This is a genomic window from Methylophaga thiooxydans DMS010, from assembly GCF_000156355.1.
GTDB classification, from domain to species: domain Bacteria; phylum Pseudomonadota; class Gammaproteobacteria; order Nitrosococcales; family Methylophagaceae; genus Methylophaga; species Methylophaga thiooxydans.
Window position 1 is genome coordinate 16,904 of record NZ_GG657887.1, and the last position, 12,490, is coordinate 29,393.

General features: G+C 47.6%; 14 protein-coding genes. 9 read left to right on the top strand and 5 right to left on the bottom strand.

Annotated features, from left to right (window positions below; all coding sequences use genetic code 11):
- Nucleotides 1–175, top strand: a 175-nt coding sequence (locus MDMS009_RS02375) for a molecular chaperone GroES (protein WP_043887856.1), incomplete at its 5' end; no start/stop codon positions are given.
- Nucleotides 176–220: 45 nt separating this feature from the next.
- Nucleotides 221–1,858: a chaperonin GroEL gene (gene groL, locus MDMS009_RS02380; protein ID WP_008290267.1), complete on the top strand. Its 1,638-nt coding sequence runs from the start codon at nt 221–223 to the stop codon at nt 1,856–1,858.
- 124 nt (nt 1,859–1,982) lie between these two features.
- Here groL and MDMS009_RS02385 read toward each other — a convergent pair whose 3' ends face one another.
- The 5 genes from MDMS009_RS02385 to MDMS009_RS02405 form a co-directional block, all read right to left on the bottom strand.
- Nucleotides 1,983–2,351 (bottom strand): DUF6164 family protein, encoded by a 369-nt coding sequence (locus MDMS009_RS02385; RefSeq protein ID WP_008290312.1) that lies wholly within the window; start codon nt 2,349–2,351, stop codon nt 1,983–1,985.
- Nucleotides 2,352–2,356: 5 nt separating this feature from the next.
- A complete protein-coding gene (locus MDMS009_RS02390; protein ID WP_008290254.1) occupies nt 2,357–2,980 on the bottom strand; it encodes an alternative oxidase in 624 nt (207 codons plus the stop codon).
- Between the two features lie 191 nt (nt 2,981–3,171).
- Entirely contained in the window at nt 3,172–3,624 is a 453-nt protein-coding gene (gene mscL, locus MDMS009_RS02395; protein ID WP_008290256.1) for a large conductance mechanosensitive channel protein MscL, read from the bottom strand.
- A 260-nt stretch (nt 3,625–3,884) separates the two neighbouring features.
- Entirely contained in the window at nt 3,885–4,922 is a 1,038-nt protein-coding gene (locus MDMS009_RS02400; protein ID WP_008290303.1) for a PA2778 family cysteine peptidase, read from the bottom strand.
- A complete protein-coding gene (locus MDMS009_RS02405; protein WP_036310770.1) occupies nt 4,888–5,289 on the bottom strand; it encodes a DUF6627 family protein in 402 nt (133 codons plus the stop codon). Before MDMS009_RS02405 ends, MDMS009_RS02400 begins: the two co-directional genes overlap by 35 nt.
- A gap of 231 nt (nt 5,290–5,520) precedes the next feature.
- On the opposite strand from MDMS009_RS02405, the gene glnE reads away from it, so the two are divergent.
- From glnE to MDMS009_RS02440, 7 genes are all read left to right on the top strand, one after another.
- Nucleotides 5,521–8,334 carry a bifunctional [glutamate--ammonia ligase]-adenylyl-L-tyrosine phosphorylase/[glutamate--ammonia-ligase] adenylyltransferase gene (gene glnE, locus MDMS009_RS02410; protein WP_008290255.1) on the top strand — a complete coding sequence of 938 codons (2,814 nt, stop codon included), beginning with the start codon at nt 5,521–5,523 and terminating at the stop codon, nt 8,332–8,334.
- Between the two features lie 38 nt (nt 8,335–8,372).
- Complete coding sequence (locus MDMS009_RS02415; RefSeq protein ID WP_008290282.1) at nt 8,373–9,305, top strand: branched-chain amino acid transaminase; 933 nt, start codon at nt 8,373–8,375, stop codon at nt 9,303–9,305.
- A 65-nt stretch (nt 9,306–9,370) separates the two neighbouring features.
- On the top strand, nt 9,371–10,120 hold the full coding sequence (locus tag MDMS009_RS02420) for a YebC/PmpR family DNA-binding transcriptional regulator (protein ID WP_008290308.1): 750 nt from the start codon (nt 9,371–9,373) through the stop codon (nt 10,118–10,120).
- An 11-nt stretch (nt 10,121–10,131) separates the two neighbouring features.
- Nucleotides 10,132–10,668 (top strand): crossover junction endodeoxyribonuclease RuvC, encoded by a 537-nt coding sequence (ruvC, locus tag MDMS009_RS02425; RefSeq protein ID WP_008290263.1) that lies wholly within the window; start codon nt 10,132–10,134, stop codon nt 10,666–10,668.
- On the top strand, nt 10,665–11,261 hold the full coding sequence (gene ruvA / locus MDMS009_RS02430) for a Holliday junction branch migration protein RuvA (protein WP_008290295.1): 597 nt from the start codon (nt 10,665–10,667) through the stop codon (nt 11,259–11,261). Before ruvC ends, ruvA begins: the two co-directional genes overlap by 4 nt.
- A complete protein-coding gene (gene ruvB, locus MDMS009_RS02435; protein ID WP_036310760.1) occupies nt 11,261–12,277 on the top strand; it encodes a Holliday junction branch migration DNA helicase RuvB in 1,017 nt (338 codons plus the stop codon). Before ruvA ends, ruvB begins: the two co-directional genes overlap by 1 nt.
- A gap of 2 nt (nt 12,278–12,279) precedes the next feature.
- On the top strand, nt 12,280–12,490 hold a 211-nt coding region (locus MDMS009_RS02440), incomplete at its 3' end, for a YbgC/FadM family acyl-CoA thioesterase (RefSeq protein ID WP_154646956.1).

Here is a 12,490-nt window from a genome sequence, read left to right on the forward strand (position 1 = left end):
AGTCATTGCTGCTGGTGATGGCAAAATTACCGACTCTGGTGAAGTCCGCGCCCTTGCTGTCAAAGTGGGTGACAAAGTGCTGTTCGGCAAATATTCAGGTACAGAAGTCAAAGTCGCTGGCGAAGAACTGCTCGTCATGCGCGAAGATGACATCGTTGCTGTTATCGAAGGCTAATCTCTCGATTCATTTGCTTAATTTTAAAGAATAAGAGGAATAAAAATGGCTGCTAAAGAAGTCAAATTTGGTGCTGATGCGCGCCACCTGATGGTCAAAGGTGTTAACACCTTGGCTAACGCGGTAAAAGTGACACTGGGTCCTAAAGGTCGTAACGTCGTTCTGGATAAGAGCTTTGGTGCACCGACAGTCACAAAAGATGGTGTTTCAGTTGCGAAAGAAATCGAGCTGGAAGACAAATACGAAAACATGGGTGCACAGATGGTGAAGGAAGTTGCTTCACAAACATCTGATGCTGCCGGTGATGGCACAACCACAGCGACAGTGTTGGCTCAAGCTATTCTGCGTGAAGGTATGAAAGCCGTTGCAGCGGGCATGAACCCAATGGATCTGAAGCGCGGTATCGATAAAGCGGTTCAAGCAGCCGTTGAGCAACTGCGCAGCATGTCAACACCATGTGATGACAATAAAGCGATTGCTCAAGTTGGTACTATCTCTGCAAACTCAGACCATTCAGTCGGTCAAATTATTGCTGAAGCAATGCAGAAAGTCGGTAAAGAAGGCGTTATCACTGTTGAAGATGGTAGTGGCTTTGAAAATGAACTGGATGTTGTTGAAGGTATGCAGTTTGATCGTGGTTACCTGTCTCCGTACTTCGTGAATGAACAACAAACAATGACAGCTGATCTGGAAGATCCTTTCATTCTGCTGTTTGACAAAAAAATCACTAACATTCGTGATCTGCTGCCAACATTGGAAGCCGTTGCTAAATCTAGCCGTCCATTGTTGATCGTTTCAGAAGACGTTGAAGGTGAAGCGCTGGCAACTCTGGTTGTTAACAATATGCGTGGCATCGTTAAAGTATGTGCTGTTAAAGCACCAGGCTTTGGTGATCGTCGTAAAGCTATGCTGGAAGACATCGCGGTTCTGACTGGCGGTACAGTCATCTCAGAAGAAGTGGGTCTGAGCCTTGAGAAAGTCACTTTGGATCACTTGGGTCAAGCCAAGAAAATCACTGTTAGCAAAGAAAACACAACTATTGTTGATGGTGCTGGCCGTGGTGATGAAATCCAATCACGTGTTGAACAAATTCGTGCACAAATCGCTGAATCTTCTTCAGATTACGACAAAGAAAAACTGCAAGAACGCGTTGCTAAATTGGCAGGCGGTGTTGCTGTAATTAAAGTCGGCGCAGCGACCGAAATGGAAATGAAAGAGAAGAAAGCTCGCGTTGAAGATGCCTTGCATGCAACTCGTGCAGCGGTTGAAGAAGGTGTGGTGCCTGGTGGTGGTGTTGCTCTGGTTCGTGCTGAAGGTACGCTGGGCGAACTGCGTGGCGACAACACAGACCAAGATATGGGTATCACATTGGCACGTCGTGCAATGGAAGAGCCATTGCGTCAAATCGTCAGTAATGCCGGTGCTGAAGCATCAGTTATCCTGAATGCAGTCGCGGCTGGTGAAGGTAACTATGGTTACAACGCAGCAACAGGCGAGTACGGCGATATGATTGAGTTCGGTATTCTGGACCCAACCAAAGTAACGCGTACTGCACTGCAAAACGCAGGTTCTGTTGCTGGTCTGATGCTGACAACTGAAGCTATGATTGCTGAACTGCCAAAAGATGATGCACCTGCAATGCCTGATATGGGCGGCATGGGTGGCATGGGCGGTATGATGTAAGCTGGATTTATCCGTTTACAAATAGCGTCAGCTATAAAAAGAAAAAGCCCCGGCATGAGAATGCCGGGGCTTTTTTTATGTGTTTTATCTTAAAATGCTTTTCCTGCGAGTATTCTATGAGAAGTCAGGGATGTAACGTTTTCCAGAAAGGTAGCAGCATAACGACCAGTAGCAAGATGACAAACGCTGCAATGCCTAATAGTCGCATCGGGTGCTGCAGATTATGCTGCCAAAATCCTGGCTCCTCACCCGCAGCGACTCGCGCGTCATAGTCGGCACGCATGCGTATTTCACGTTGTTGTTGATAATTATCTATCAGCTTCTGCGCCTGGCTCAGTTGTTCATTATCGCGTAGCCAGATAGCGGCAACCCCTAGCCCCCAAAAGCCAGCGGAAGTTTCGAAAATATCAATATTGCCATCATCCAGTAGCTGACGGATATCCTCAGCCTCATCCTCAGGAACCTGGTTTAGCCGAAATAATAGTTTTGCCATGAATGTTAGTCGTCGCCGTTTAACTGATTAGCAAAATCATGATTCACATCGCGATGTTTGGCCTCATCATCACGCACCTTGAGGAGCACATCCCGCAGTCGCGCATCAGCAGGTAGCTGCCAGTAATCAATCGCTATCTGCGGCGCCGGCACATTTTCATACTGGCCATTATCAACCCCGTTCAGATATTCGGTGTAGCTGTAGACAGCTTCTTCTTCCAGGTAGCCGACAATGCGGTGTGCGACACGAGACGAACACAGGTAGAGCAGGAAAAACAGGTTATAAAACACACCCTGAGTGATAATGACCAGCAGTCGCTCAAACATATTGGGCTTGGCAATATGAATGAAGGTCAGTAAGTGCATACGTTCGTTTTCAGCTTCGTCCAGCAGTGTTTCAATCCAGCCATCATCATCTTTCATGCGGCGTAAAGATCGCAGGTGCTGTAATGCGCCGCCCACCATGCCTGGCACGGCAGCAACAGTTTCTAAAATCACTGCACGATGACCGTAACGGCCTGAGAAAAAGGCATCTGCAAAAAAACGCATAAATTTAACAATACGTAATGCCAGTCTGTCGGAAAAACAACTGGGTTGGTGGTGATGGGGGTGCTGAGAACTATCGGCCATGAGTTTTCCTAATTTTCTATCTCGGGGTTATTCGTCATCCGATATGACGTTGAGTTCCAGTTTAACCGACCCGTTAGGTTAAATTCCAAACAAATAAAACCGAACGATATTTAGCCGAAAAAAAGCCCCGACTTTGGTCGAGGCTTTTTTATACGTCAGCTTTAGGCTACAAAAGCATGGTACGTAGCCTTCTAACCCAGTTCAGAGGTACAGTTTGGGCAGCGAGTGGCTTTGATCGAAATGGAAGAAAAGCAATGACCGCATTCTTTAGTTGTAGGCGCTGCTTCCGGCTCGGCTTCTTCTTCACGTTTCATTTTATTCAGGGAGCGAATCAACAAAAATACCGCAAAGGCGACGATAATAAAGCTGAGCACAGCATTGAAGAACACGCCATAGCTAATCACGACGGCACCTGCTTCTTGAGCGGCAGCTAAAGTCGCATAAGGCCCCGCGGCAGCACCTTCTTTTAAGGTGACAAACAAGTCAGCAAAATCAACGCCGCCCAATAATAAGCCAACTGGCGGCATGATGACATCAGCGACCAAGCTTTTTACAATCGTGCCGAACGCGGCGCCAATAATGATACCGACAGCCATATCAACGACATTGCCCCGCATCGCAAACTCTTTAAATTCCTTGAACATAGGTCTTATCTCCCATTAAAACGTGGATTAAAAAGCGAAATGCAGCCGATAAGTCGCTAAATGACTATAAGTTGCATAGCAAAAGTTATAGCAGAAAAAATGCAACAAAGCTGATTTTAATAGTGTGAGAGGGAGAGAGACATCAGACGAAAGGTATGTCATTGGCAGTATGAGGGGGTAATGTAGGGTCTATTTTTTGTTTGAAACGCTACGCCAACTCGCAGCTGTGTTGAACGGGATAATCGCTGACAGGAATCAGGCTACTGATAGCGTGGACACTGCGGTACGTTACATTGGCCCGGCTTGATATCACGTTGCCCAACGATATCTTTCAGACTATCAGACAGATTTTGATCGTTAGGGGCTATGCGCACTGCACAGCCAATTGCTTTGATAGCAGCGACGCGACACTGTTGGGCAATATAGGAGTAGGCGAGGTTATTCCATGCTTGTGCATTTTCAGGCTCGGCAGTGACTGCTTTGCTGAAAGACTGTTGTGCATTCGAATACTGGTTTGCCTGGTATTGGGCATTACCCAAAACCATGTGAGGTAATGCCTGATTTGGCCAGTGGTCTGTCGCTGCGCGAAAGCTGGCCAACGCTTCTTTTTTAAACCCCGCTTTTGATAGTTCAGTGGCGGCTTTAGTGTAGTTTAATGGCTTTGCGGTTACCGGGATTTGGCCTGGCTCTACCAATATATAGGCCCAATATTCGGCGCGCTGCCAGGTTCGTTCAAAGGTTTTGAAGCTGATCATTCGACGTTTATCAGTGCCTGAGCGCAACACGAGTTGTTCTGTTGCCAGGTCGTAACCGACCACAACGGCATAGTGCCAGCGTGGCATCCATTCAAATGCTAAATTTTGGAACACGAGCACAGCTCTGCCGGCGTCAACTTCTTTAAGAATGTCACTAAGTTCAGGCGCAAGTTTGTAGGGTAGAAGTCCATAGCTTCGAGCCGTTGCGATCATTTCAATCTGCAAACTACCTTTGCGTCCCGGGATATAGACTTTATTGACGAGCTCATCTGGGTGCGTATCAATATTCTGCGTATCCAAAACAGTCGCCAAAGCGGCGGGACCACATTGATACGCTTTTTGAGGGAAAAATGCGGTATCAGTGAGCTCATAGACAGGTTGGATATCAGCAGGCGGATGCGCTGTAATATGATTCGTCTGCGGCGTCGTTGCGCAGCCTGATAGGATTAAGCTAAAAAAAACGCCAGACAACAGTCCGGCGTTTTTTTTCAGCTTACGCTGATTTAGCTTAATGGTTAATGTTGTGAACAAATCCGAATACATCTGTTGCACCCAGCATGTCAGTTACAACCAGTACGATAAAGATAACCAGTAAAGCACCAATAATCCCGCCGCTACCGGCCGGCATTTGTTCGAAATCCTGTGCGATTTGAGCCAACTCTTGATCGTTCATCTGATTAATACGATGTTTGGCATCATTTACATCAACTCCCATAGCAACCAGTTGATCTTGTACATCTTGACGATCTAGGTTGCTGAGTACTTCTTGTTTGGTGATGTCGAGCTGCGTTTGCGCAATAAGCTGATCGTTATCAACCATCGCCGCTTGTAATGGGGCCATATGAATGCTCAATAAAGCCAATATTGACAACACAGGTACGATTTTCCCCAGGCGTCTGAAAAAATTCATAAAAACTCCTTATGACAAGAAAGGTATGCACAACAGTATATGGCTGTGTGCAAACAAGCCAACACTAACAAATAACTGACTTATTTACATTTTAATAAGCAGCGTATTGTGAATAATTCGACATAATTCAGCGTATAAAAATTCAAACGTGTGAAACTGATCAAGTTTGGTCATAGCGTGGCTTGCGGTAAAGTAGCTATTTTTAAGTATGTATAAGCTGATGGAGTCTGTATGACCGAGACGTTTTCCCTGCCTGACAACTGGCAAGTAGTATTGGCATCTTATCCTGAGTTACGGGAGTCGGCGGCAACCGTTTTGGCCGCCAGTCATTTTATTCTGGATTGGGGAGATCGTCAGCCGCAGCAACTAGAAGCGTTACTAGCCTCTGAAACAATCGGTGAGGTCTATACATTTTCAGATTTTGAGCAGGCTTTAGCCGAACGGCTTACTGAGGTAGCCGATGAGTCATCATTACAGCAGCAGTTGAGACAGTTTCGTCATCAACAAATGGTGCGCATCATCTGGCGTGATCTGGCTGGCTGGGCTGATTTGGCAGAAACCATTCGCGATTTATCGGCATTGGCTGATGTTTGCATTCAGCAAAGTCTGGCATTACTGCACCAATGGCAGGTCGCTGTGAATGGCACGCCCTGTGATGCAGAGGGTAATGAGCAATCGCTGATTGTGTTAGGTATGGGTAAGTTAGGGGCAGGTGAGCTTAATATGTCATCGGATATTGATCTTATATTCACTTATCCAGAAGAAGGCGAAACGCGTGATGGCAAACGGACTTTAAGTAATCAAGAGTTCTTCATCCGGCTTGGAAGAAAGTTGGTTCAAGCTTTAGATAGCCCGACAGTGGATGGGTTTGTTTTCCGAGTCGATATGCGTCTGCGGCCTTTTGGTGAGAGTGGCGCCTTGGTGTCAAGCTTTGATGCGATGGAAGAGTATTACCAGACCCAGGGACGAGAGTGGGAACGCTACGCGATGATCAAAGCGCGGGCGATAACAGGCTCAGAACAGGCAAAGCAACTGTTATCGGATATGTTACGTCCCTTTGTCTATCGCCGTTATCTCGATTACGGCATGTTCGACTCCTTGCGTGAAATGAAGTCGATGATTGCTGGACAACTCCATCGCAAGGGCATGGAAGACAATATTAAGCTCGGCGCGGGCGGTATCAGAGAAATTGAGTTCGTAGGACAGGTATTTCAGCTTATCTATGGTGGTCGTGATAAACCGCTACAGCAACGACCAATATTAACCATTCTGGATTTACTGGCAGAGCGCAACCTGTTGTCCGATTATGCTGTCAATGAGCTCAAACGGGCTTATGATTTTTTGCGTCGAACAGAGCATCGAATTCAAGCATGGGCTGATCAACAAACCCATGTGTTGCCTCAAGAACCTGAGGCTCGACAACGCCTGGCCAGCAGCATGGGGTTTAAAAGCTGGGATCTGTTCTATCAGACCTTATTTCAACTCAGACAGCAGGTTCATGAACACTTTGAGCAACTATTAGCTGCGCCTCAGGCCGAGGATGAGGCCGCAACCAATAATATTTCCTTGCTCAACGCCGGTGAAGAAGAAAAGCTGCAATACCTTGAACAATGCGGTTACCAAGAGCCACAAGCTTGTCTCGAGGTGTTGGATAGATTGCTCGAACTTCATATTTGCAAAAACCTCAGTCAAACCGGGCGTCAGCGGTTAGAGCGATTACTGCCTTTACTGGTTCAGGCAGCCGCCGGTGTTGATAATGCCGATGAAACCTTACCAAGATTGATGCCACTGGTTGAATCAATCATGCGCCGCAGTGCTTATATGTCGCTGCTGGTGGAAAATCCACTGGCTTTGTCGCAATTAATAAAGTTATGTGCAGCAAGCCCACTGATTAGTCACCAATTAGCACGCTACCCGGTGTTGCTTGATGAATTGTTGGATCCACGTTCTTTATATGAGGTCCCCGAGCGCGATCAGCAAAAAGCGTTGTTGAACCAGTTCTTATCTTCGCTGGATGACGATGATTTAGAACAAATCATGAATCGATTACGTGAGTTTCGGCAGATTGCCACCTTGCATGTGGCTGCTGCCGACGTGACTGAAGTCTTACCCTTAATGCGGGTGGGTGATCAGTTAACGGAGCTGGCTGAAATTCAACTGGAACGTGTTTGGCAGTTAGCCTGGGCACATTTGGTGAGCCGTCATGGTTATCCGCCTTTAGCGAAAGGCGATGATCCTGCACATTGTGGTTTTACCATCATGGCCTACGGTAAGTTGGGTGGTTTAGAGTTGGGCTATGGCTCTGATTTAGATTTGGTCTTTGTGTTTGATGATGAACAACAAGGCCTTACCGATGGCGATAAGCCGGTTGAGTTGATCGTGTTCTATACACGTTTGGCGCAACGTATGATTCATCTTTTGACTACCATCACGCCAGGCGGCCAACTTTACGAAGTCGATATGCGCTTAAGGCCAAGCGGTGCGTCAGGCTTATTGGTGAGTCCATTAAGCGGTTTTGCCGACTACCAAAACAATGAAGCATGGACATGGGAGCATCAGGCCTTGGTGCGTGCGCGCTGTGTGGTGGGAGATAAAACGCTTGCGCAAAAAGTCCGTGATGTTCGCAAACACGTTCTGTCGATGCCACGTGAAACCGAGGCTTTGGCTCAGCAGGTTAGAGAGATGCGAAGTAAAATGCGCGGCCAGCTAGATAAGACTGACAGCCAACTGTTTGATCTCAAACAAGGTAAAGGCGGTATCACCGATATCGAATTTATGGTGCAATATGCGGTACTGGCTTGGTCAGCAAACTTGCCTGAACTACTGGTTTACACGGATAATATCCGGATTTTGGATGCCTTGGTCGAGACCGGTAAGTTGGAAAAGGCTGAGGGTGAAATGCTGGCTGATGCCTATCGACTTTATCGCAGTGAAGCAAACCACTGCGTATTGCAGGAAAGGCCAGCGCTGGTTGCTATTTCGGTAGTGGCGGACTATCCACAGCAAGTAATAAATATTTGGCAACGCTGGTTGGGCGACATCTAATCAGATTTGGATTAACAGACAGACTTGGAATAAAGCATATGGTAGCAGCAACAATGGCAGATCGTGACGGCGTTATCTGGCTAGACGGCGAATTGGTGCCGTGGCGTGACGCAAAAGTACACGTCCTGACTCATACTCTTCACTACGGCATGGGCGTATTTGAAGGGGTGCGTGCCTACAACACCGATAAAGGTACGGCAATCTTTCGCTTGCAAGAGCATACCGACCGTTTATTCCGTAGTGCGAAAATTCTGGGCATGGGTATTCCTTTTGATAAGGAAACCATCAACGAAGCACAGCGTACAGCCGTTCGTGACAATAATTTAGAATCAGCCTATATCAGACCGATGTGTTTTTATGGCTCTGAAGGCATGGGGATTCGTGCAGACAATCTGAATGTTCACGTCATGGTCGCAGCCTGGAGCTGGGGTGCTTACTTAGGTGAAGAAAACATGACGAAAGGCATTCGTATCAAAACGTCATCGTTCACACGACACCATGTCAACATCACCATGTGTAAAGCCAAAGCGAATGGTAATTACATGAACTCAATGATGGCGCTACAAGAAGCTGTCAGCTGTGGTTACGATGAAGCGTTGTTATTAGATGCACAAGGCTTTGTCTGTGAAGGCAGTGGTGAAAACTTCTTTATGGTGCGTGATGGTGTCTTGTATACACCAGAACTGACATCGGCACTGGAAGGCATTACCCGTGATACCGTCATGACTTTAGCACGTGATATCGGGCTCAAAGTCGTTGAAAAACGCATTACCCGTGATGAAGTCTATATCGCGGATGAAGCCTTCTTTACCGGTACCGCGGCAGAAGTGACACCTATCCGTGAATTGGATAATCGTCCAATCGGTAATGGTGGACGCGGTCCTATCACTGAAAAACTGCAATCAATGTATTTTGATCAGGTCTTGGGTCGCAGCACGGTTTATCAGAACTGGAATACACTGGTCGGCTAATCCAATTTCAAAATTCAGTCAGATGGTAAGTCTGATCAGAACCAACAATGAGGTAAGCAAGAACAATGGCAGGTCATAGTAAGTGGGCAAATATTCAGCATAGAAAAGGCGCGCAGGATGCCAAACGCGGCAAGCTGTTCACCAAGCTGATCCGCGAGATCACAGTAGCAGCACGAATGGGCGGTAGCGACCCTGCATCAAACCCTCGTTTGCGGGCAGCGATTGATAAAGCGCTGGGTAACAATATGACAAAAGATGTCATTGAGCGTGCAACCAAACGTGGTGCTGGTGAGCTGGAAGGGGTGAACTACGAAGAAATTCGTTATGAAGGCTACGGCCCAAATGGCACGGCGATCATGGTTGATTGCATGACAGACAACAAAAACCGTACCGTTGCCGCAGTACGAAATGTCTTCACCAAACGCGGTGGCAATATGGGCACCGATGGCTGTGTGGCTTTCTTGTTCAACAAAAAAGGCATCATCTCATTACCAGCAGGTCTTGAAGAAGAAACGGTGATGGAAGCTGCCCTTGAGGCGGGTGCAGAAGATATTGTGACTAATGATGACGGCAGTATTGATGTGTTCACCACACCGGATGACTATGCCGCCGTTAAAGATGCGTTAGATGAAGCTGGACTGGAAGCTGAATCATCACAAGTCACCATGCACCCAGACACCACAGTCAGTCTGGAAGTGGATGATGCTAAGAAAGCGATTGGCATGATCGAAGCATTTGAAGAATTGGATGATGTGCAGGAAGTGTATTCCAACGCCGACTTTTCTGACGAGGTGATGGCTCAGCTGGATAGCTGATGGCCGAAGCTATGCCGCGCATCTTAGGGATTGATCCCGGCTCACGCAAAACCGGTTTTGGCATTATTGAACTGGATGGTAAAAAAATAAAGCATGTGATCAATGGCCGGTTAATGGTCGGCGATGGCGAGTTTGCGGACAGACTGAAACAAATCTTTGAAGGTCTGACCGACTTGATTGATCGTTATCAGCCCGAGATGATGGCGATAGAAAAAGTATTCCTGCATAAGAATGCTGATTCGGCATTAAAGCTTGGTCAGGCCAGAGGCGCGGCAATTTGTGCGGCAGTCAGTAAAGATTTGGCTGTGGCCGAATACTCGGCGACGCAAATTAAAAAAGCAGTGGTCGGCAATGGTCACGCGAAAAAAGATCAGGTCCAGTATATGATGTCTGTGATCCTGAGTTTGCCGGAAGTACCGGAAGAAGATGCAGCGGATGCATTAGCCTGTGCTTTAACACATGCCAATCATGCATCCATTGGTAACCCCCAGCGCAAATTGCCTGAAGGTATGCGCACAAGCCGTCGTGGAGGACGCTATAGTCGATGATTGGACGTTTGCGTGGCATTATCCTAGAGAAACAGCCGCCTGAGCTGGTATTAGATGTTCACGGTGTGGGCTATGAGCTTTCAGCACCGATGTCGACTTTTTTTAACCTCCCTGCCTTGAATGACGAAGTCACCTTATTTACCCATATGGTGGTGCGCGAAGATGCACAATTACTCTATGCCTTTGCAACAGAACGTGAGCGTTTACTGTTCCGCAGTTTGTTGAAGGTCAATGGTGTCGGTGCCAAGTTGGCGTTGACGATTCTTTCCGGCAGTGATGTCGATACTTTCGCGCGCAGTGTACAAGAAGGCGATACTGCTAGTCTGACTCGCTTGCCGGGGGTGGGTAAAAAAACCGCCGAACGCTTAATTGTTGAAATGCGCGACAGGCTCAAGGAAGTCAGCTCAGCCATGGGGCTGGATGCCATTGTGACCGATCACGTGAAACCCGCTGCGGGTGCAAAAAGTGAAGCGGTTGAGGCATTAGTCGCATTAGGTTACAAAGCGGCTGAAGCCGACAAAATGCTACGCAGTTTTGATACCGAAGGCATGAATACCGAGCAACTTATCCGTCAGGCATTACAAAGGAACTGATGGTGGAAGAACGGTTTATCACTCCGCAGTCGACCAACGATGAAGAACGTATCGACAGAGCGATTCGTCCCATTACCTTGGATGACTATATCGGCCAGCCGGTGGTTCGTGAGCAAATGGAGCTGTTTGTTTCTGCTGCTAGAAAGCGCAGTGAAGCGCTCGATCACACCTTGATTTTCGGCCCGCCGGGACTGGGTAAGACCACACTTGCTAATATCATTGCCAACGAAATGGGGGTCAACCTCAAGCAAACCTCAGGCCCCGTATTAGAGCGTCCCGGTGATTTGGCTGCGTTATTAACCAACCTCGAACCCAACGATGTCTTGTTTGTTGATGAAATTCATCGCCTAAGCCCGGTAGTAGAAGAAGTGCTTTACCCCGCGATGGAAGATTACCAAATCGATATTATGATTGGTGAAGGCCCGGCTGCACGCTCGATTAAACTAGACTTGGAACCCTTTACGCTGGTGGGCGCAACCACCCGTGCTGGCTCATTAACCTCGCCATTACGAGACCGTTTTGGCATTGTGCAACGACTTGAGTTCTACAATACCGCTGATCTCAGTACGATTGTGCAACGGAGCGCCGGTATATTGAATGTGAAGCTGGAGCAGGGCGGAGCTAATGAGATTGCCCGACGCTCCCGTGGCACGCCACGTATCGCCAATCGTTTATTACGCCGTGTGCGTGACTATGCAGAAGTGAAGTTTGATGGTGAAGTCAGTGCTGAAATTGCACGGCAAGCGCTAGATCTGCTCGATGTCGATAACTATGGCTTTGATATGTTGGATCGAAAGCTACTGTTGTCGATTATCGAAAAGTTTGAAGGTGGCCCTGTCGGCTTGGACAACCTTGCCGCGGCCATTGGTGAAGAGCGTGGCACCATCGAAGATGTAATAGAACCCTTTTTAATTCAGGAAGGGTTTATAATGCGCACGCCGCGGGGACGTGTCGCGACAAAACGTGCCTGGATACACTTGGGACTATCACCCGATCTGACCTTAGACGGCGAATAAGCATGGGTGAGTTTGAGTGGCCAGTGCGTGTTTATTATGAAGATACCGACAGCGGTGGAGTCGTGTATCATTCGAACTATTTAAACTTTATGGAGCGCGCCAGAACAGAATGGCTGCGGGCTTTAGGCTTTGAACAAGACAAAATTCGCTCTGAATATCAGCTTTTGTTTGCCGTGCATTCCATGCAGCTGACCTATAAACGTCCCGCACGTT